General features: G+C 62.5%; 20 protein-coding genes and 1 pseudogene. 3 read left to right on the forward strand and 18 right to left on the reverse strand.

The genetic code is table 11. From position 1 onward, the window contains the following. Positions 1–201: 201 nt before the first annotated feature. Positions 202–405 (forward strand): hypothetical protein, encoded by a 204-nt coding sequence (locus tag AB0362_RS00005; protein WP_317808800.1) that lies wholly within the window; start codon positions 202–204, stop codon positions 403–405. A 63-nt stretch (positions 406–468) separates the two neighbouring features. Here the strand turns inward: AB0362_RS00005 and AB0362_RS00010 are convergent, their stop codons facing one another. The 16 genes and pseudogenes from AB0362_RS00010 to AB0362_RS00085 all read right to left on the reverse strand — a co-directional run bounded on the left by AB0362_RS00010 (position 469) and on the right by AB0362_RS00085 (position 14,054). Next, positions 469–5,322 carry a tape measure protein gene (locus AB0362_RS00010; protein WP_366234658.1) on the reverse strand — a complete coding sequence of 1,618 codons (4,854 nt, stop codon included), beginning with the start codon at positions 5,320–5,322 and terminating at the stop codon, positions 469–471. Continuing rightward, positions 5,312–5,551 (reverse strand): hypothetical protein, encoded by a 240-nt coding sequence (locus tag AB0362_RS00015; RefSeq protein ID WP_317810952.1) that lies wholly within the window; start codon positions 5,549–5,551, stop codon positions 5,312–5,314. Before AB0362_RS00015 ends, AB0362_RS00010 begins: the two co-directional genes overlap by 11 nt. Before the next feature lie 446 nt (positions 5,552–5,997). Continuing rightward, the gene (locus AB0362_RS00020) at positions 5,998–6,261 is read right to left on the reverse strand and encodes an HNH endonuclease (RefSeq protein WP_317810951.1); all 264 of its coding nucleotides are present in this window, start codon (positions 6,259–6,261) and stop codon (positions 5,998–6,000) included. 3 nt (positions 6,262–6,264) lie between these two features. Continuing rightward, complete coding sequence (locus tag AB0362_RS00025; RefSeq protein ID WP_366234659.1) at positions 6,265–6,579, reverse strand: hypothetical protein; 315 nt, start codon at positions 6,577–6,579, stop codon at positions 6,265–6,267. A gap of 6 nt (positions 6,580–6,585) precedes the next feature. Then, positions 6,586–7,212 (reverse strand): hypothetical protein, encoded by a 627-nt coding sequence (locus AB0362_RS00030; protein ID WP_317810954.1) that lies wholly within the window; start codon positions 7,210–7,212, stop codon positions 6,586–6,588. Between the two features lie 15 nt (positions 7,213–7,227). Beyond that, a complete protein-coding gene (locus tag AB0362_RS00035) occupies positions 7,228–7,647 on the reverse strand; it encodes a hypothetical protein (RefSeq protein ID WP_366234660.1) in 420 nt (139 codons plus the stop codon). Continuing rightward, complete coding sequence (locus AB0362_RS00040) at positions 7,640–7,837, reverse strand: hypothetical protein (RefSeq protein WP_317809307.1); 198 nt, start codon at positions 7,835–7,837, stop codon at positions 7,640–7,642. Before AB0362_RS00040 ends, AB0362_RS00035 begins: the two co-directional genes overlap by 8 nt. Then, complete coding sequence (locus tag AB0362_RS00045) at positions 7,821–7,973, reverse strand: hypothetical protein (RefSeq protein ID WP_317809308.1); 153 nt, start codon at positions 7,971–7,973, stop codon at positions 7,821–7,823. Before AB0362_RS00045 ends, AB0362_RS00040 begins: the two co-directional genes overlap by 17 nt. A 317-nt stretch (positions 7,974–8,290) precedes the next feature. Next, positions 8,291–8,458, reverse strand: a complete 168-nt coding sequence (locus tag AB0362_RS00050) for a hypothetical protein (protein ID WP_317809310.1) — start codon at positions 8,456–8,458, stop codon at positions 8,291–8,293. Between the two features lie 396 nt (positions 8,459–8,854). Next, on the reverse strand, positions 8,855–9,121 hold the full coding sequence (locus tag AB0362_RS00055; RefSeq protein ID WP_317809311.1) for a hypothetical protein: 267 nt from the start codon (positions 9,119–9,121) through the stop codon (positions 8,855–8,857). Between the two features lie 425 nt (positions 9,122–9,546). Then, positions 9,547–9,762 (reverse strand): helix-turn-helix domain-containing protein, encoded by a 216-nt coding sequence (locus AB0362_RS00060; protein ID WP_366234661.1) that lies wholly within the window; start codon positions 9,760–9,762, stop codon positions 9,547–9,549. Between the two features lie 394 nt (positions 9,763–10,156). Next, entirely contained in the window at positions 10,157–11,176 is a 1,020-nt protein-coding gene (locus AB0362_RS00065) for a hypothetical protein (RefSeq protein WP_317809312.1), read from the reverse strand. Positions 11,177–11,367: 191 nt separating this feature from the next. After that, positions 11,368–11,535: a helix-turn-helix domain-containing protein gene (locus AB0362_RS00070; RefSeq protein WP_366234662.1), complete on the reverse strand. Its 168-nt coding sequence runs from the start codon at positions 11,533–11,535 to the stop codon at positions 11,368–11,370. A 242-nt stretch (positions 11,536–11,777) separates the two neighbouring features. Further along, positions 11,778–13,175 carry a recombinase family protein gene (locus AB0362_RS00075; protein ID WP_317809313.1) on the reverse strand — a complete coding sequence of 466 codons (1,398 nt, stop codon included), beginning with the start codon at positions 13,173–13,175 and terminating at the stop codon, positions 11,778–11,780. A gap of 46 nt (positions 13,176–13,221) precedes the next feature. Continuing rightward, positions 13,222–13,416, reverse strand: a pseudogene (locus AB0362_RS00080) (GNAT family N-acetyltransferase); the annotation flags it as partial. Continuing rightward, on the reverse strand, positions 13,413–14,054 hold the full coding sequence (locus AB0362_RS00085) for an acid phosphatase (RefSeq protein WP_317809314.1): 642 nt from the start codon (positions 14,052–14,054) through the stop codon (positions 13,413–13,415). The pseudogene AB0362_RS00080 and the gene AB0362_RS00085, both read right to left, overlap by 4 nt. A 181-nt stretch (positions 14,055–14,235) precedes the next feature. Here AB0362_RS00085 and AB0362_RS00090 point away from each other — a divergent pair, with 181 nt between their 5' ends. Then, on the forward strand, positions 14,236–15,702 hold the full coding sequence (locus tag AB0362_RS00090; protein ID WP_317809316.1) for a DHA2 family efflux MFS transporter permease subunit: 1,467 nt from the start codon (positions 14,236–14,238) through the stop codon (positions 15,700–15,702). Between the two features lie 59 nt (positions 15,703–15,761). After that, complete coding sequence (locus AB0362_RS00095) at positions 15,762–16,556, forward strand: AAA family ATPase (protein WP_269593524.1); 795 nt, start codon at positions 15,762–15,764, stop codon at positions 16,554–16,556. A gap of 21 nt (positions 16,557–16,577) precedes the next feature. On the opposite strand, the gene AB0362_RS00100 is transcribed toward AB0362_RS00095, so the two are convergent. Beyond that, entirely contained in the window at positions 16,578–17,822 is a 1,245-nt protein-coding gene (locus AB0362_RS00100; protein WP_317784095.1) for a hypothetical protein, read from the reverse strand. A 9-nt stretch (positions 17,823–17,831) separates the two neighbouring features. After that, the gene (locus AB0362_RS00105) at positions 17,832–19,505 is read right to left on the reverse strand and encodes a DEAD/DEAH box helicase (RefSeq protein ID WP_366234960.1); all 1,674 of its coding nucleotides are present in this window, start codon (positions 19,503–19,505) and stop codon (positions 17,832–17,834) included. Positions 19,506–19,526 lie beyond the last annotated feature (21 nt).

The following is a 19,526-nucleotide window of genomic DNA, read 5'->3' on the forward strand; positions in this document are numbered from 1 at the left end:
CGCGCTCACGCGTCTCGGCATCGAACTTCCTTGGTGCACCCATATCTGCATTCTCCTGGTGAGATCACAGTCTCCACCAGTCCCAGGACGGTTCACTCAGACGGCGTTCAGGTCTTCGCCGCAGTCATCAAGTAACCCACCGGGGGCGGGTGATCGGCCCGCCCCTCAGTTGCCCGTACAGCCACCAGAACGGACCCGCTCATGTACACAGTGCTTGCCCACCCACTGACCGCAGACGGCGTGCAGACAGAGGGGGAGAACTACGCCACCGAATCGGAAGCCCTGGCCGAAATGGTCAACTGGCTCATAGCTGAGAGCTGGACCGCCGAACCCGACCCGGCAGGCGGCTTGATTGCCGTTGAGGACGGCGTGAGCGTCTACCGACTCACCATCGAACCTCGATAGCCCACAAACGCAGAAAAGCGCCCCACCGTCCCGCTGAGGGATTGGTGGGGCGCTCTCGTATCTCTACCGCCGCGAACTGGTCCGCGCGCGCTGCTCCATCTGCTTCTGCTTCAACATCGCCTCGAACTGGCGTGGATCGGCAACCGTCACGTCACCCATGTTGATCGAGTAATCCGCGCCGCCCGTGGCAGCCGCAGGCAGTAGCCCGCCTGCGAACTGCGCCAACTGCTTCGGACTGTTGAAGATCGGCTCAGGCTTGTCCGACAGGTTGATGGCGGTCTCACCCGGCATCAACCAGCCGCCCGTGTCGTACACCTTCGGTGCCATCTTCCGTAGCTGCTCGAACCACTCAGGCATTCCGTCCTCGGGGTTGAACCCGAGCTGCGAATCAACGTCCTCATTAGAGAACTTCGGCGTCACAGGCGTCATGCTGTTCTTGGACGCTTCACCGGCCAGGCCGGCAACCTCAGCGCCCACGTCCCACCACCGCGACTCACCGATACCGAACGGAACCTGCGCCATCATCGCATCGAACCCGATACCGGCAATGTCGGTCACGTAGTCACGTAAGCGAGTCTTGACATTGAATCCGCCACCCGAGCCACTGGCCGAATCCTTACCCGACAGAACATCGTCAAGCTTCTGCTGAGCCATAGACAGGTCAGCGTCCGCCTTCGCAAGCTCCGTCGCCGTGGAATCCATGTTGTCGTAGACCTCATTACGGCGTTCGTTGGCACTGTCGACCGCTAGCTGCGCGTCGATCAGCGTCAATTCCTGTTCCGTGTAAGCCTTCTCCAACGCGGGTGCCTGAGGCGCTGGACCTTCCGCGACATAGTTCGCCGCGTCATCCTTCTTCGCCTGCAAGTCGACAACCTTGTTCTGCGCCTGCCGAACCTTGCTGTCCGCCTGCTCCCGATCCGCCGCCGACTTCTTATCGTTGGCGTACAACTTGTCTCGGGCTTCCTCAGCCTGCGTCACCGCAATCTGCGCAGAGGTCAGCTTCTCCTCATCCGTGTCATTCCACTTAGGGGCAGACTTCGACCGACTGCTAGAGCTGCGATCCTGACCGCCCGTGGTGTTGTAGACACCCTCGGCAATGTCGGCAACCATGCTGTTCGGCAAATGGAACTTGTACGGAAACTGCGAGTCTTGCGCACTCGCGCGACCGCCACCGATACCCGACGTGCCATGCGCGCCGCCCGACTCTGCCGCGAGACCGTCGATTGTCGCCGCCATGTGATCGTCAGAGACGCCCACCTGAAACAACGTGCCAGCGGGGCCAAGCCCCTGCACCAACCCGGCAGTATCGCCGCCGATCAGCGTGTGAGTCGTGTAGAGCCGCTTCGTGGAATCCACAATGCCCATTGCGATCTGCTGCAACCAGCCAACAAACCCCGAGCAATCGAAACCAGTCGGCCCCGTACCGCCCCACACATACTTGTTGCCCTCAACCGAACGACCCGCCGACAGTGCCGCACGGATACCGCCGTCAGCGAACTTGTCCAGCTTGTAGCCGAACCGTCCCGCCACGTCCGCGAGGATGCCCGCAGACCGCATGCGCTTCGAGGGGTGAAGCGGAATGAACGCCTCACCGCCCGTCTCGCCCTCAGCCCAGTTGACCACTCCCGCGCCGGCACCTTGCTTGATCGTTGCCTGTTCGGGTAGCCGGTCAATGCCGCCGTTCGCGCGACGTTGCACCGGGAACCGTTCGGCCAGTGCCTCGCCAAAGTTCCGGTTGTTCGGGCCGTACCCGTTCGGGTTCAACTCCTGAACCTCGACAACGATCTGCGCCACACGGCGAACATTCGCGATCTGGTCCAGCAGCCGCTCAGCCTCTGCCTTGTCGGTCAGTAGCTTCGCAATGTCCAGCACGGCTTTCGGGTCCGCGACCTGGTTCGACAGGTTCAGCAAATCCTCTACCGCAATGGACTTACCGACCTTCAATTCGTCCAGCAGTAACCGTGCGCCCGGTTCGGCATCCAATGCGCTCAGAGCCTCGATCAGACCCCTGGTTTCCCTGGTGCCGTTCTCGAACTCGGTGGTATCGAGCTTGACGCCAGTCTCGAACTCCATATCCGCGAGCGTCAAACCGGCCTGCACGAAACCGTCCAGCTTCGACCGTGCATCAGCATCGTTCAGGTCGATTGTGTAGTAAGCCGAATCGCCTTCGCCTACCTTCTCCCAGGCCACATTCGCCGCGTCGAGCTTCTTCTGCGCATCCTCAGTGAGCGCGTTGACCTCGACAACCTTTTCACCGTCGACCAGATGATTTGCTGCCAGTGACAGTTTGCCCAACTCGGCTGTGACACCCGTTGCGCCTTCGACCCGCACCAGCATGTCGATTGCCTCAGGCAGGTATCCGGCCCTCTCGGCAACCGCGTCGATAACCTCGGGGAGCACCTGAAAACGCTCCGCCAGGCTGTCGATGATGCCCCGATTGTTCTCGAAAATCGGGCCTAGATCGTTGCCGGCCACACCAGCCGCCACCGTGGCGTCCAGCATCTTCTCAAGCTCCGAACGGATAGCCGCGCCGTTCTCGGTGGCACCGTTGAGGATGCCTTCGACACCGCCCAACCCTTCACCGATACCCAACGTGGAATCGACCGGCTCCGACAGAGAATCTTTCAGCTCCCGAACCACCTTGTTGTAGTCCGACATAGCCGCCGACGCCTCAGCCGGTACGCCGGCCAGAATCTCCAACGTCCGCTTGAGCGCACTCGACTTGTCATCAGCCGACGACGCTTCATCGGCCAGAACGCCAATCTGCGAGGCCAACTCGACAATGCCGGGGGTGACCGACTGCGCCGCTGCGCGTTGCTTCTCGACCGCCTCACGCATGCCGTTGAGGTCGTCCAGGGTGTCCGCACTGACCTGGCCGGTAGCGGTGATCCGATCAATGAACGAACGCCACCCGCCGTCGCTTCCCGCGAGGGCCTGCGACAACTGGTCATTGCCGATTTTCAGGTTCGACAGTTCTTCGAGCGTTGTTTTTGCGGCCTCGGCCATTTCGGCGCGTTCTGCAAGCTGTTCGGACCCGATAGAGCCGGAACCGCCCTGCACCCGTGACCACACGTTCTTAAACGGGGCCAGTTCCTTCTCCCAGAAACCGGGGGCAGACTCCGACGTGTCCCTGAGCTTGCCCAGCAACGTATCCGTCTGGCCCGTGATCTGAGCCATGACCGAATCGTCAACACTGCCAGCCGATTTGAAGAACGCGTCGGCCATCTTCGTCTGAGACTCCGCAACGTCATCGGACGCTTTAGAAGAAATCTTCGCTTGCTCGTCCCAGTTCTTTGCCGCCGAAATCAACTGAGGTACCGCGATCAACGCCGCCGTGACGCCAACGCCCACCGGGCCACCCAATGCACCGACCGCAGCCGACGCACCCGACTTGAGCCGCCCCATCGCACCCGTTGCGCCCACCGCACTCGACTGCAACGTCAACAGGCTTGCGCTCATCGTGCCCAGTGGCCGGCCAGCGGCCCGCGCATAGTCCTGCGTCAGCCGAACCTCACGACCGAAATTGCTCAGGCCCGTGCGTGCGGTGGTTGCTGCGTTCGCCGTGCCCAGAATGCCGCGCTGGTAGGCAGTCAGGCCGCTACCCGCCGCAGCGGTACCGGCAGCCGTAGCCGCCGCCGTAGTCCGCAACTTGTCCAACGGTGGTGCGATCCGGCCAACCATCGCCGGAATGGTCTTGAACAACAGGAACGCGCCGATAAGCGCCGTCACTGCCGTCTGATTGTCTGCCATCAGTGACGCGGTGGTGTCCAACGCCGGCACCAGAACCGAATTAGCAATAGCCGCAGTCGATTCGAGGATGGCAAGTAGCACCTGCCACGATGAGACACCCAATGCGCCCGACGCTTGCGCGAGGCTGGTGACAATGGACTGGATTGCGGGCCGTGCGTCCCGCCCTGCGTCCAGTAGTTCCGTGATGACGTTCGTGACCCGGCGTAGCGAATCGCGAGCCATATCGGTTTCCGCGAAATCGGCCAGCGCACGCTTGACTGCGCCACCCGCTTCGATCATCTTCGGTGCCCATTCCTCGAACACCTTTTGATCGAACGATTCCGCGAGGTCGGTGACCTTCGGGGTGACGGTATCGAGTGCCCCGGTAACGCCTGTCAGGCCGCCGATGAGGCGTGCAAACGTGGGCTTCAAGGCTTCGGCACCGACACGACCTAGCGCCGCGTTCATGTTGCTGTAGGCGCTCGAAACGGTGGTGGCAGCGGTGGCCGCGCCGCCGATGTTCTTCTCGATTGCCGCGAGGTAGGTAGCTGAGTCGACCTTGCCCTCAGCTACGAGGCCCTTCATTTCGCCTGCGGTGACGCCCATTTCGGCGGCAAGCCACTGCCAGATAGGTAGACCACGGTCGGCAAGCTGCGTAATTTCCATCGTGTACGCAGTGCCGGAAGTCTGCACCTTGTTGATGATCTGGCCCATTTCGGCCAGCGACGTACCCGCGATAGACGCAGCATCCGCCGTCAACCCGAGATAGCGAGTCAAGTCCTTACCGGGCTTCACCCCGGCAGCGACCGCACTGGCCGCAATGTTCGCAGCGTCACCCAGCCCGTAGCTGGTGCCCTTCACGGACGCCAGGGCTGAGTCCATGATCGCCGCGACGCCAGCAGTGTCGTTACCCAAAGCTTTGAGCTTGCCCTGCGCGTCGTCAATCGCTTTGAGGCGACCGAACCCCTTGGTGAACGCAGCCGCAGCAACGCCGCCAGCGGTAGCCATAGCCGCCGCCGCGCCAACCTTGAACGTGGTTGCCATGCCTGAGGCGAGCTTGTCGCCCATGCCCTTACCGGCAGCAGACGCCTGGCCCTGCGCGGCATTCATCGCCCCGTTGATCTGGCCCGGTATGCGCCGGGTGTCTACGACCAGCGAGACGTAAGCTGTTGCGAGTTCAACGGCCATCGGTCGTCGCCTCCTTCACCGTCACGTCAGCGCGTAGGTAGTCCGAAAGCTGGCCCGCCATCACGGTTCCGATACCTGTCTGCACCGCGTCACCCGTCACGCCATGCGCTTCGAGTTGCGCCAGGACAGCCGGCCAACTGCTCGTGAAAAACCCAATGAGGGCAAACGACAGAATCGACGGGAACAGGTCCACGTCACCCTTCTCAGCCGCCCGTTCGAGCGCGGCCATAACTTTCTTCGGATCGCCACCACACTCAGTCAGAGCGACCCACAAATTTGCGGCCTCAACTCGGACTAGCGGTGACGGGTCTAACTCAGCCAATGTGGCCTCAATTCGTAAGTAAATGGGTGCACGAAAAAGGCCCCCAGCCGAATGACTGAGGGCCTAACGCGCTTGATTGGTAAACAGGGTCCGACCAGGCTCAGGAACACACCTGAACGGCACAGAGAGCGGACAACGGACTACCCGGCGAACCATCACCCCTTGGAGGAAATGAGAGCTCGGAGGGGTCTCGAAAGCAAAGCCAGAGGTGCTGCCCCGAGTCCGAAGGGGAGTACCCGCCCACCCCTCTAGCTGCTCCGTGGAGCGCCTGTGAGTGCGTTCCCTACCTCTTGGATGGTCGGTGTGTGGGTGTTCTTAGAATGGATCTGAGGGCTTCTTTGTGCCCTGGTTTGTTACCACTCGCGTAGTGCTTTGGATGGTTGTTGGACTGTCCGGTTGCCTCTGGCTGAGTTGCATCCCAGGTGTGCCGCTTGCAGTGGGCCTAGGTTGTGCCCGCCCTTGCTCACTGGGGTGATGTGGTCGGCACTGAATGAGCCAGGGTCAGGCCACTTGAGTTCAGGATCGATCTCTCTGCCGCAGAGTGCGCAGACGGTGTTGGTTCGTTTGAGCCTTGCCCGTCTTGCTCGGTAGGTTCGATGCCCCGTTCGTGCGGACATTGCTTACCCCTTGTCCACAGCGGTGTTGCCGTGGTCGTCCATTTGGCGCGGTTTGATTCGTGGTCCTGTGTTGCCGCGTGCCTTGCGTATCTCTGCGAGTTCGTCCATCGGTGATTGCTTGGTGGGCTTCGCTGGTTTGCGGCCGTCGAGTTCGCCCAGCACGTCCACGAATTGGCGCGTGAGTGACGCTATTTCGCGGGCTGACCCTGTGTCTGCGATGGTCCGTGCAAGTAGGTCACGGAGTGCGATCAGGGTTGCGGTGGTGTCACCGGATGCTGTGGCCTCTACTAGGTCGAGTGGCGCTGTCTTGGTTGCCATTCAGCGTCAGCCCTTGCTTGCCCACATGCGCAGGCTTGCCGTGTTGGTTGCACCGTCCAAGCCTGAGCGGAACTGATTCGGGACGGACACGCTAAACATTGATTTGACGGACAGTTTGTTGCGGCCCGGTATTGCCCGGTAGGCGTCCAGCTTGGCCCCGGTGCCCGGTGAGAACTTCTCGACCTCGCCCAGTACTGAGTCCCAGCCCTTGCGGTGGGCCTGCATGGTGAGGGCACGGACCATTGATTCGTCACCGCTGTAGCGTGCGCGGTCGATCTGAGCGCGGGCGTCATCCTCGGTGGTGATCTTCTCGGCACGGTCGAGGGCGTCACGGTGAGAGAGCAATGACGCGGGATCGGTGGCCGCAGGCCCGAACAGTCGTTTGCCGGCGGTCACGCTCGCCTTGTCGGTTTCCGCCTCGAACTTGGCGCGGTAGCCGTCCATCGCGGCCTGATTCGCCTCGTACGCTTTCGCCAGTTCGATCTTCTTACCCTCATCGCTCAGGCGTGTATCGGCTTCGATATCGCTGATTGCTTCGAGGTGGGATGCCTTGAGCGCGGCCACACCAGCCATATCGACGTACGGTGCGTAGTCCGCTGCGAGGCGGGCGCTGGTGGATTCTGGTTCGGTCATCGTGGTTCTTTCGTGTCAGGAGTTTCGGAGAGCTTGGGCGGCGCGTTCTCTGCCGTTCAGGGTCGGCATGTAGCCGCCTGAGAGTCCGCTTCGGGATTGGCGCGCGGGTCCGGTTCGTGTCGGCTGCGCCTTCTGCCATTCCTTCAATGTCTCCGCGTGGGCTTCGAGTTCGGCGCGATCCTTGCCGGCCAACACCCCGGCAGGCAGTCCGTTCTCTCGCGCTACATCGGCTTTGAGCTGCGCGAGTTGCAGTCCGTCGCGCTCGGTGGTTATCGCAGTCAGGGTGTTGCGGGTGGTTTCGAGTTCGACGCGTGCGGCTTCGAGGTCACGCCGCAGCGTTTCCATTTCGGGATTGACCTCGGGGTCGGTGACCTGTTCGTCAGGTTCGGTCACCACCGGCTCATCCTCGGTTTCGGTTCCGGTTGGTTCACTCACTTTCGTCACCGCCGATCAGGACGTATGCCGCAGCGGCCAGGCGGTCGGTCAGGGTGTCCACGTCTTCGACATTGCTGTCGAGGTCTTCGGCCAGTTCCTGGTAGCAGCTCAGCAGCAGTTCGAGGCGGGATTCGAGAACGGTCACCTTTGCGGCCAGCTCGGCGGTGGTGAGTTCAGTAAGGTCGGTCATTGTCTTTGTCCTTCGGGTTGGTGGGTGCGTCGGTGACGCTGGTTTCTGAGCGGTAGTGGTTTACGCCGTTCAGCAGGATTGCGCCGCCGTATTTACGTGGCCGCATCACCTTCGGCATATCAGCAGGTGTGCCCATTCAGATATCCCCTAACAGGTAGTCAATCTGTTCGACTAAGCGAGCGAGTTCTTTTGGTTCGGCGGAAATCTGGGTCCGCCCCTTCTCGACAACTACCTGTCTTCGATATCTTCGGCACGGGGTTGAGTACCATTCGTGAGTTGATCCATAGTTGCCGTCCACCGCATCCTGTAGGGCATCGCAGAATTTGCGTAAAGCCGTGACTGTAAAGCCCTTGGTGTAGTGGCTGGACCCGAATCTATCGGTCAAGGTGAGTGAATATTCCCGACGTGTTTGGCCTGGCTTGTTGTAACGTTTACCAACGTTCCACGTCAACATCATGGGTCGATGACTTCACCGAGTTCGGCAAGCGCGTAGGCGAAGCGCATCCACCCACCGTCACGAATGGCATCGTCCATTTCACTGTTGAATCCGGCTGTGTCGCCGCGCTTGACGGCATGGACTGCGGTCGTGGCGCGTTGCCGGTCGGTGTCACTGATTCTCATTTACCATTTCCTGTTCCACTGACTTAACAAGGCTGCGGCTGCATTCGCATTCGCGGGCAATTTGCCTGACTGGCTTGTTTCGTTTGAGCAGTTCGGCGATGCGTTCCCGTTTAGGGCTTCGGGGTCTGCCGCCCATCTGGCCGCATTCCCGCCTGGTCGTTGTGTAGCGCCGGTTCGTTTCGGCTACCGCTGCGACTAAGTCACTGACCTCGTAGACGTGTTCGCCCGCTCGTACCCGTCGTCGCACGTCTCGGTTTGTGGCCCATCGCCGCAATGTGCGTGGTGAGCGTCCGGTGATTCGCAGGGCTTCGTGTTCGTCCACCCAGCGTTTCGGGAAAGCGACCGGGGCGTTTGCCTGGGCATCGTCTGTGTCGCCACCCAGGCCGGGAAGTGTTCTCACGCCGCGCCTGCTTTCGTTCCGATCCCGCTGAAATGGTTGAGTAGGTCGTGGATTACGGGCCAGGTCGTCGCGTGACGTGCCATCAGGGTGTGTAGGTGGCCGTGCATCCCTGCCGGTTCCTGGTAGTCGAGGTCGCCCATCCGGTCCAGTAGGCGACGGCTCAGGCGGTCAGCAGGGCGTGAGTCGTCGTAGAGGATTCCGCGCACGTCGCCGGCTCTGGGGTGACCGATGGCGTACCGCCAGGTTCGACCCAGGTTGGTCATATCAACGCCGCATTCCTCAGCCCAGAATGCGAGGTTGTCTAGTTGCAGGTCTGCCGCGTCCACGCAACTCAGGTTCATCGGCGCTTTCGGTCCTGGCCTGTCAGTTCGTTTCGTTTCGCTAGCGCCCTCGGGTGCCGCCTTGGGCAGTCGGTACAGTCCGCCCCGCAAATACGCGATGGATTCAGGGATGGTTTGCACGATTGCCCACATCGAGTATTGGAGGATCATTCAGCTACCAGCTCGGAACAGGGCGACGATTCGGCTTTTCCGTTCCTCTGTGAGGGGTGGTGCCGTGTCAACGATTCGTTTGATGTAGTCGGCTATGTCGTCCGTGGGGCGTTCAAGGGTGGCAGTCGGCATTAGTTCCTCACTTGGGCATAAAAAATCCCCCAGCGTTGCCGCCAGGGGTGTCTAACTAGTGTTTACTATTGAGTTGTTGCGGGCCGTCCAACCTTCTTGCGATACCGCATCGCCTGAACGGACGCGCACTGTTCGAGGCTTTCGCGGTCATAGAGAATCAGCGAACGTGCTTGCCTGTACGCCGTGACTTCGCCGGATTGCCGCCACGCTTGGAGAGTGCGCCGGCTACGCCCGACGTGATCGGCGGCCTGACGCTCGGTCAGCCATTCTCGTAAATCCATCGCCCCTCCTTTCGTTGCGTTCAGCGCAGTGATTATTGAGCCAAAATTTAGGGTGAGGCTGCCAGTGCCCAGTCATCGGCGCGATAGTAGTAGTTCTGACAACCCCACGAAATAAAGATTACCAACGCATTCGGCAGTGATCTTTATCGTCAGAACAACGTCAAGTCGGTTACCGGATCACCAGCGACACGACCCCTGCCGGGGCCAGCAATGACGGGACGATCCCGATAACGGGCAGCCGCCACACGCTGAGCAATCTTCAACGATCCACGTTCGTACACGACCCGCCCACCGCGCTTGCCTGTACGGACCATGCCTAGACGGGACCAGTCACGGAGCGTGCGACTAGACCGCCCCGTCAACCGTTCCGCGTCGTACCGATCAAGCCAGACCGTCATACCTGGTACAGCCCGCCGCCGACGATCCGGTTACCGAGAGTCCATGACCCGATCTTCGATTTGAGCGTCCCGAACTCAGACCACTTCGCGTCACGCTCCGCAGCAGGCAGCAGGTCAGCTAAATCGGTCAGCCTCATACTTTCGCGCTGTTGGCACAACTCGATCACCTCCTGCCGCTGAGAATCATTCAGCCACTCACACGCACGAATCTTCTGCCGAGCTGCCTCAATTCGAGGCCTCCATGCCTCTTCGGTAGCTTTCCGCATTCGGGTGCTTTCGACCACACGCGAAAGGCCTTGTGCCAGTCGCCGGTACTCGGGGAGGGGGAGCGTCAGATAAGCCGGACCACGCCACTCGTCAAAATCGTGGGCGGTCCACTCTTCGGTTCTCGCCCGTTCCATCAGCGCATCGAACTCGTAGCCGTCCGACACGTCCCCAGCCGTCGCGTCAGCGACAGTTGCTTCGATCACTGGTGACTGATCTTGGGACGGGGAACAATCTTCTGACACGACCTCAGGCTCTCTTACTGTAGGTAGTGGGTTTGTTATTGGATTTGTTAAAGGATCTGTTAGGTAGACACCCGTGTCTGGTGTTCCTGGTCGTGGGTGTCCGGTGTTCCCGTCACCCGTGTCTGGTGTTCCTGGTCGATCAGCCGTCATGGGTGTCTGGTGTTCCTCCCGATCAGTGGTCATGGGTGTCCGGTGATTCGCGGGGTACGCCAGCCGGTAAACGCTCTTCTTTGCCAGTCGTCCCGAGTTCGAGCCGCTGGAAACCAACACCAGCCAACCCGCCGCAACGTTGGCCGCTAGGTGACGGCTGACGGTTCGCTCGCTGAGCCCGGTGTATTCGACAATCAGGTCGATGCCGGGTCGGGCCTCGGTTCCGTCTTTGTGCGCGTGATCGAACATGATGTAGCCGACGTGGCGCTCTTCGATCTTCACGTCATGCTGACGGCTGTACGCCTTGTGCCATGCGAATTTGTCGACGGTGTTACTGACTCTGGTTGTTCCCGTCATTTGTACGGTGATCCTCTTCGTTGTTGAGCGCGTCTTCAATCTGGTCGGCCAGGGCGCGCAGTGCCTTACGGGAAAGTTCCCAGGTGTGAGGGCGTCCGTTACCGGCCACTCTCAGTAGGACAAACTTGGTGTCGGGGGCGTGACCCGCCCGCTTCACGACTTTTCTACGGACGCTGATTGCGGCCACGGCTTCACTCCTCGGCTAGTGCGTCGATTGACGCCTGGGGGATACGCAGGATTCGCTCAGACAGCCGCACGCTGGCGAGCTTGCCTTCACGAATGAGACGGTGTACCGTCCTTGGTGTTGTGGATAGCTGTGTGGCTGCTGACTTGATGGTGACTAGCTTTTGATCGGGCATGGTTTCTCCTCGGGTTTGAAGCACGCAAAGTAGCCCCCGGTACGAGTGTTCGTGCACTCATGGCGGGGGCTTTTTTTATAGCCCTTTAAGAGTATCAAACGGCTTTTCGCGCCGTTTTGCGTTTCTGCTGGTCAGGCCGTCAGGGCAAGATCACCGTTACTGCTCTGTGATAATTCGTTACCAAATCGTTGTGTGCGAGGCCTTGAAATCGGCCAATAGTCGGTTTACGAACCACGAAACCGTCACGCATACCGCCACTCGAACCGCAGAGCGTCAGGCTTGAAACCGCGACCACTGCCTGTCGGATCGATTCTCACGGTCAGGATTTCGTAAATCACCTGACGCTTCCGCTCAATAGGCAACCCCTCCCAAGCCTCCCGAGCATCCACCCCCGCTACGTCCTCAACCGCCAACACGACCGGCCTCGAACTCAACTGAGCCTCTGCCGCCTCGATCTGGGGGAGTAGCTGCGACTCAATCCGGCCCAGAGCTGCCGGCGTAATTTCGCCCTGCGCCGCCGAATCAGTGAACGTTTCCAATCGTGCCCGCAACCCTTGCAGTTCGGCCAGCTTGGTCGCCGCCGCAGGATCGTCCTCAGCCGCGAACGACAACACGTCGACCCGCTCAAGCCACGACACCACCAGTTCCTCGACCAAAGGGTCCACCAACCGCACCGTGCGGGCCACACAGCCCTTCGCAGGGCATATGTAGTACGACTCGCTACGTGACCGCTTCTTCGCGACAGTGGTAGCGCACACCCCACATAGCGCAATCCCCGTCAGCAGGGAAGCGGGACGGGTGCCCCGGTGGGTAAGCCGCGTCTTGTCGTTCAGCAGCGCAGTCAGCTTGTAGTGATCGTCCTCGGATATCAACGCCTCCCAGGTGCCAGGCCCAGCCACCTTGCCGTCATGGACCCGCAGGCCCGCGATGGTCGGGTTCAGAATCATCCGGCGTAGCGATGGTGAGTTCCATGCGCCGCGTTTGTCGCCCGGTTCTGCCACCTTGCCGCCCGGTGTTGGAATGCCGCGACTGTCGAAATCCCGGCTGATTGACCGGATCGTGTCACCCGCGAGTACGCGCCGCGCTGCCTCCCGAACATGCGTGGCCGTCTCCTCGTTGATGACCCAGCCTTGGAACTTGCCGGCATCGTTTCGTACCGCCCGATACCCGTAGGGCGTCCGCCCGTGTGGCTTGCCGTCCGCGAGGTTCTGCGTCATCGCCCGCTTTACTCGCTTGCGAATGTCGTCAGCCTCGCGTTCGGCCATCAGTGCATCCAGTCCGGTGCCGAACCGATCCTCACCCTTCGTCAGGTCGTACGTTCGACCCGAGTAGGACCAAAGCACGCCACGCTCCGCGCACAGGTCACGCAACTGCACATATGCAGAGAGGTCACGTTGGGCGCGAGACGCCTCCCAGGTGACCAGTACGTCGCCCGGTTTCAGAACCTCAGTCAGGCGGGCGTAAGCGGGCCGATCCTTGCCCGACCAACGGGACGCGCCTATATCGTTATCGGTGAGTACGTCCGCGACCTCCCAGCCTTCACGCTCGCACAGCGCGCGGCACTCCCGTTCCTGCTCTGTCACAGACCGCTGATTGCCTGCCTGGTCTGCCGATACTCGGGTGTAGATGATTGCGCGCACGTGGGGGAGCGTACCGCAACACACGGGGTATTTGACATTTGTGCAACCACAGCGCGCACCCCACCACCGTCCCCTCGTGCTCGGCGACGTGCGCGAACACCGACGGCTGCGCTCCGAACAGAGCGGAGCGAAGCTGCTCGTCTCGAACGGTGCACAGCGAGGACGACTTCTCGTATGCGGCGAGTTCGTGCACGAGAGCGGTGACGGCGGGAACATCGGCCTCGGTGGCGCGGCGAATCATCCTGGGTTTCCTTTCGGTGCCGTGGCGGCGGTGAGGATCGACGGGTGCACGTTGTGTGCGACGAGCTGGCGGAACGAATGCTCGAAGCCGAGCAACGAGTACGCGGCGGGCGAGAGGGCGAAGCGTTTGCCCTCGGTGATGGGGGCCTCGGTCCAGCCGGCGATCAGTGCGCGCGAGAAGTGGCCGTGACCGACCAACACGACGTCGCGGCCGCTCAACAGCGGCAGGACGACCGGGAGCACCATGTCGACGCGCACGGCGATGTCGCCGATGGACTCACCACCCGGACATGGATGCGTCCAGACGGTCCAGTGCGGCACAGTTTCGTGGATCTGCGTCGACGTGATGCCTTCGTAGTCTCCGTAGTCCCACTCCGACAACGCATCCCACGTCCGATCGACCTCCAGGCCTGCGAGCTCGGCGGTTCGACGTGCGCGCTCTCGCGGGCTCGTGATCACCAGAGGATCGCGCAGGTTCAGTAATCGGAGCAGCGATCCGGCCTCGACGGCCTGTTGCTCGCCGACGCTGGTGAGGGGGACATCGGTGTTACCGGTGTGCTTGCCGGCAAGCGCCCATTCGGTCTCGCCGTGCCGGAGTAGAACGACTCTGCCTGCCTCGACGCCGCCGTGTGTGGTCATGGAACGATCATGCCTGCCCTCGCGATGTGGCCCTTGTCGTAGTCGACCTGCGGATGTGTCCGATTTGTCGATTGAGTACAGACCTACCGGCCGGTTACTCTCGTTCCGAATCGTCACTGCCATGGGCGACGCAGCTCTGTCCGTCGTGCCGCACAGCTCCTTCTCATCGACTTGGAGAACCATGACCGACCTGCAGAAGCCCGTGTCGCCTGATTCTCCGGAGAAGCTCGACGGCGCGTTGCTGAAGATCGCCGGGGTCGTCGTGCTCGGGGCCATCATGTCGATACTCGACGTCACCGTCGTCAGCGTCGCGCTCCGGACCTTCACCGACGTCTTCGAGACCACTTACGCCAATGCCGCGTGGACGATGACGGGCTACACGCTTGCCCTGGCCACCGTCATACCGCTGACGGGGTGGGCTGCCGATCGATTCGGAACCAAGCGCCTCTACATCACGGCACTGGTGCTGTTCGTCCTCGGTTCGGTGCTGTGCAGCTTCGCGTGGGACATCACCTCGCTCATCGTCTTTCGAGTGCTGCAGGGCCTCGGCGGAGGCATGCTGATGCCACTGGGCATGACGATCATGACTCGGGCCGCAGGCCCGGAGCGGATCGGGCGCGTGATGGCCGTGCTCGGTGTCCCGATGCTCATCGGGCCCATCGCGGGGCCGATCCTCGGAGGCTGGCTGATCGATGCGGCGAGTTGGCACTGGATCTTCCTCATCAATCTGCCGATCGGCATCCTCGCTCTGATCGCGGCCGTGCTGATCTTCCCCAAGGACAACCCGACTCCGTCCGAGTCCTTCGATTTCCGCGGCATGCTGATGCTCTCGCCCGGCCTCGCACTGTTCCTCTACGGCGCGTCCTCGGTGGTCGAAACCGAAACCGTTCTCGCGGTGAAGGTGCTGGTCCCGGTCATCGTCGGGCTCGTGTTGATCGTCCTGTTCGTGTTCCATGCACTGCGCGTGCAGCATCCGCTGATCGATCTACGGCTGTTCCGGAACAGGTCGCTCACCGTGGCCGTGATCACCACGACGCTCTTCATGGTGGCCCTCATGGGCGCGGGTCTGCTGTTCCCGAGCTATTTCCTGCTTCGTGGCGAAACGACGCTGACCGCCGGGCTGCTGCTCGCACCCCAGGGCATCGGTGCGATGCTCGCGATGCCGATCGCCGGAGTGATCGCCGACAAGTTCGGTCCCGGCAGGATCGTGCTGGTGGGGATGGTGCTCATCACCGCAGGGATGGCGGTGTTCACTCGGGTCGGCACCGACACCTCGTACACCGTGCTCATCGGCGCATTGTTCGTCATGGGACTCGGACTCGGTTCGACGATGATGCCCATCATGACGGCTGCGCTGCAGACGTTGACCGACGAGACGGTTGCGCGCGGCTCGACGTTGATGAACATCGTCCAGCAAGCGGCCGGGTCGATAGGTACCGCACTGATGTCGGTGGTGCTGACCGCTCAGCAGAAGCCCGCACTGACCGCAACCAGCCAGGTCGAGGCCTTCGACATCTCGGCCAGGGCCTTCGGGACCACCTTCATGGTCGCGTTGGTTCTGATCGTCGTCACGTTCGTTCCCGCCTTCTTCCTGCCCCGGACGAAGCACGTGACCGAGCGGTCCGCGGCACCGATCTCGCTGCACTGACGCGCCCGAGAGATGCCGAACCCTCGCTCATCGGCTCGATGTAAGCAAGGATCAGGGCCGTGACGACAATTCTCGCGGTTGCGAATCAGAAGGGCGGCGTCGCCAAGACCACCACGGTGGCTTCGCTCGCGGCTGCGCTGCATGCTCTCGATCGACGAGTCCTGGTGGTCGACCTCGACCCGCAGGGCTGTCTGACGTTCTCCCTCGGACACAATCCCGACAAGCTCGATTCCTCGGTGCACGAGGTGCTGACCGGGGATGCGAAGGTCGAGGACGTGCTGATCGAGACTGCGGAAGGAATCGTTCTGCTTCCGGCGACGATCGATCTCGCAGGTGCGGAAGCCCTGCTGCTGATGCGCGCGGGTCGCGAGTTCGCGCTCAAGCGAGCACTCGCGCCGATCCTCGAGGACTTCGATGTCGTCGTCATCGATTGTCCGCCGTCGTTGGGGGTGCTGACCCTCAACGGCCTCACTGCCGCACAGTCGGTGCTCGTGCCCCTGCAGTGCGAGACCCTCGCTCATCGCGGGGTCGGGCAGTTGTTGCGAACGGTGTCCGAGGTGCAGCAGATCACCAACCCCGATCTGACGCTGCTCGGTGCCCTTCCCACACTGTTCGACGCCCGCACCACGCACAGCAGGGATGTGCTCGGCGACGTCTCGGACCGCTACTCGTTGCCGGTTCTCGCACCGCCGATTCCGCGGACCGTACGCTTCGCCGAGGCCAGTGCCTCGGGCGCGACGGTACTCTCGGGACGAAAGAACAAGGGCGCACAGGCTTATCGAGAACTTGCCGAGAATCTGCTGGCGTACTGGGACGGTAAAGCCGATCTGAAGACATACGATCCGGCGGAGTAGAACGAAGCCCGTGCCGGCGGGTCAGCCGAGAGCGACCACGTCGGAACCGCGTTGCTCGACGATCACATCGCCGATCACCGACATCTGTATCGGGCCGTCGTAATCGCCTCGGTCGACCGGAATGTCGGCCGTCGAGACTCCGGTGGAGAGATCGACCACCGAGATGCCGTCGGGCACCGGCAGCAGGAGTCGGCCTGCCATGACCGCTCCACTTCCGAGGGCTCCGGGGACGGTCCAGAGAGGGCTCAGGTTGTTGGAATCGAACGCCTGGACCCCCGTGCCGGTGAACCAGGTGAGAGCCGAACCTGCCTTCGTCGCAGGAAGATTCGGGGTAGGGGAGGAGCCGGCCGGGAGAGTGAATTCGGACAGTTTCGCGGCCGCGTCGTCGTAGAGTCCTACCCGGTCGGGCGCGCCGTTCTCCGCTGGAATGTACAGCGCGACAACGCTGCCCGTGATCGCGATGATCTGCCCGGCAGTGGGTGCGTCGGATCGGGGAACGAGTTCCGGTACCACCGTCGACCCGTACTCCTCAGGTTTACCGGCGTCCTTGGGTGCAGGATTCATCAGCGACAATCGGGCAGCGGTCTCTCCCGGGCACTGTTCGAGCACAGCCGTCCGCGAGTTCGTCGACGCCGAGGACAGCAGCGTGCACCCGGTTCGCGGCTGACTACCCGGATTGACCGGGGCATCGACTCGACCGTATTCGAGTGTGCGCACCATGTCCGACCGCCACAGCTCCATGCGAGTGTCGCCCCTCGACGTCACGTAGGTGCCGTCGGAGGACAGGCGGACCGCATCGTCGGCGTCGGAAGTGCGTTGTGCCTTGCGCTCTCCGGTCGGCCCGTCGAGTTCCGTCACCTGAGAGCAACCGCGATCGTCGCGGTAGACCGCGACCGCGGTGTTCCACGACGAGACCACCGAGCAGAGCGGGAGATCTCTCGAGTACGACCAGGATTGCTCTCCTGACCGTGGATCGCGGCCGAGGACGGAGCCCCCGTCCGCCGTCACCACCGTGGACCCGGTGACGACAGGGAGCGGGGTTCGCGTCGAATCCGTCGCTGCACTCGGCGCACGCCACAGTTCGGTGAGCGCAGTGGGCACCGCGAGCGCGGGCTCGGCCTGAGCCAGCGGCTCCTCGGCCGGGATCGATGTGGTTCCGCGAGCGTCACCGGTGAACCAGGCGATGCTCGCGGCAACCACTACCACCACCGCGATGACGGCGGCGACGACGAGGTCGGTTCTCGTCCTTCGTTCTGGAGCCAGCACGGCGGGAGATTACTCCGACGCGCTCGCAGTCGAGGATCCGGCGTCTGCGGACGATCCACTGGGGCGCCGACGCCTGCGGCGGCGCGGCGCAGTCTTGGTGACCGTGTCTGCGGACGCCGCATCGGACGTATCCGACTGTTCGGCAACCGATTTCGTTGTTGGTGCGGAATCGTTCTGCGCAACGCTGGTTGCGGCGGTGTTGTCGCCGTCCTGCCCTGCGCGGGTGCGACGCCGACTGCGCGAGCGGCGCGGCTTGGTAGCCGAAGACGCGTCGGCCGCAGGCGCTGCCGTCGCCTCGCCGTCGTCCGCCTTCTCCGGGGCGCGCGAGGGTGCCTTGCGTACCGTGCCGGTGGCGTCGGTGGCGATACCGAGGTCGGTGAACAGGTGCGGCGAGCTCGAGTAGGTCTCGACCGGATCCGGCATGCCGAGATCGAGCGCCTTGTCGATCAGCTGCCAACGGGGGATGTCGTCCCAGTCGACCAGGGTGACCGCGATGCCGGTGCGCCCGGCACGGCCGGTGCGGCCGATGCGGTGCACGTAGGTCTTCTCGTCCTCGGGGCACTGGTAGTTGATGACGTGGGTGACGTCGTCGATGTCGATACCGCGGGCCGCGACGTCGGTCGCCACCAGAACGTCGATCTTGCCCGTCCGGAACGACTTGAGGGCCTTCTCGCGCTGGACCTGGCCGAGGTCACCGTGCACGGCACCGACCGAGTATCCGCGCTCGGCCAGCTCGTCGGCGACCTTCTGGGCGGTGCGCTTGGTGCGGGTGAACACCATGGTCGCGCCGCGACCCTCGGCCTTGAGAACCTTGGCGACCATCTCGACCTTGTCGAGGGCGTGGGCCCGGTAGACGTGCTGGGCGGTGCGGTCGTGGACGGCCGAGGACTCCGCCTCTTCGGCGCGGATGTGCGTCGGCTGAGTCAGGAACGTCCGGGCCAGAGTGATGATGGGGCCGGGCATCGTCGCCGAGAACAGCATCGTCTGACGCTTGTCGGGAACCATGCCGAGGATGCGCTCGATGTCGGGGAGGAACCCGAGGTCGAGCATCTCGTCGGCCTCGTCGAGGACCAGGACTCCGACCTTGCCGAGGATCAGGTGGTTCTGCTTGGCGAGGTCGAGCAGTCGGCCCGGGGTGCCGACGACGACGTCGACGCCGTTCTGCAACGCGCTGATCTGCGCCTCGTACGGACGGCCACCGTAGATGGAGAGCACCTTGACGGGGCCGTTCGCGCCGCTGAGGTACTTGGACGCGTTCTCGAGGTCGGAGCTGACCTGAACGCACAGTTCACGGGTCGGCACGATCACCAGGGCGCGGGGAGTGCCGTCGAGCGGGGAGGTACCGGAGTTGTCCGTGGCGAGTCGGTGCAGCAGGGGCACCCCGAAGCCGAACGTCTTGCCCATTCCGGTGCGTGCCTGACCGATGAGGTCGTCGCCCGCGATGGCGAGCGGCAGCGTCAACTCCTGGATGGCGAACGTGCGCTCGATTCCCATCTCGGAGAGCGCGCGAACGATGGTGGGGTCAACGTTCAGCTCGGCGAACGTGGGGGGTACGTGCGTGTCGTCCAGCTGCGCCGACAGCGTGGTGTCGCCGGTGTCGGATTCTTGGTCGATGACTATCTTGCTCAGGGGACTGGCCTTCCTCGTGGTCGAACGTGCGCACGAGGAAGGGCATAGGCCTATTGCCGGCCGAAGTCGATGCCC

Source organism: Rhodococcus sp. NPDC079359 (assembly GCF_040702585.1).
Lineage (GTDB): Bacteria > Actinomycetota > Actinomycetes > Mycobacteriales > Mycobacteriaceae > Rhodococcoides.

What these genes read in the sequence shown, in the direction of transcription:
- AB0362_RS00090 (WP_317809316.1), top strand. Translation starts at nt 14,236, where the DNA reads ATGACCGACCTGCAGAAGCCCGTGTCGCCTGATTCTCCGGAGAAGCTC.
- AB0362_RS00060 (WP_366234661.1), bottom strand. Translation starts at nt 9,762, where the DNA reads ATGGATTTACGAGAATGGCTGACCGAGCGTCAGGCCGCCGATCACGTC.
- AB0362_RS00010 (WP_366234658.1), bottom strand. Translation starts at nt 5,322, where the DNA reads ATGGCCGTTGAACTCGCAACAGCTTACGTCTCGCTGGTCGTAGACACC.
- AB0362_RS00040 (WP_317809307.1), bottom strand. Translation starts at nt 7,837, where the DNA reads ATGACCGACCTTACTGAACTCACCACCGCCGAGCTGGCCGCAAAGGTG.
- AB0362_RS00065 (WP_317809312.1), bottom strand. Translation starts at nt 11,176, where the DNA reads ATGACGGGAACAACCAGAGTCAGTAACACCGTCGACAAATTCGCATGG.
- AB0362_RS00045 (WP_317809308.1), bottom strand. Translation starts at nt 7,973, where the DNA reads ATGGGCACACCTGCTGATATGCCGAAGGTGATGCGGCCACGTAAATAC.
- AB0362_RS00020 (WP_317810951.1), bottom strand. Translation starts at nt 6,261, where the DNA reads ATGTCCGCACGAACGGGGCATCGAACCTACCGAGCAAGACGGGCAAGG.
- AB0362_RS00055 (WP_317809311.1), bottom strand. Translation starts at nt 9,121, where the DNA reads ATGACCAACCTGGGTCGAACCTGGCGGTACGCCATCGGTCACCCCAGA.
- AB0362_RS00085 (WP_317809314.1), bottom strand. Translation starts at nt 14,054, where the DNA reads ATGACCACACACGGCGGCGTCGAGGCAGGCAGAGTCGTTCTACTCCGG.
- AB0362_RS00050 (WP_317809310.1), bottom strand. Translation starts at nt 8,458, where the DNA reads ATGAGAATCAGTGACACCGACCGGCAACGCGCCACGACCGCAGTCCAT.
- AB0362_RS00070 (WP_366234662.1), bottom strand. Translation starts at nt 11,535, where the DNA reads ATGCCCGATCAAAAGCTAGTCACCATCAAGTCAGCAGCCACACAGCTA.
- AB0362_RS00030 (WP_317810954.1), bottom strand. Translation starts at nt 7,212, where the DNA reads ATGACCGAACCAGAATCCACCAGCGCCCGCCTCGCAGCGGACTACGCA.
- AB0362_RS00015 (WP_317810952.1), bottom strand. Translation starts at nt 5,551, where the DNA reads ATGGCCGCGCTCGAACGGGCGGCTGAGAAGGGTGACGTGGACCTGTTC.
- AB0362_RS00005 (WP_317808800.1), top strand. Translation starts at nt 202, where the DNA reads ATGTACACAGTGCTTGCCCACCCACTGACCGCAGACGGCGTGCAGACA.
- AB0362_RS00025 (WP_366234659.1), bottom strand. Translation starts at nt 6,579, where the DNA reads ATGGCAACCAAGACAGCGCCACTCGACCTAGTAGAGGCCACAGCATCC.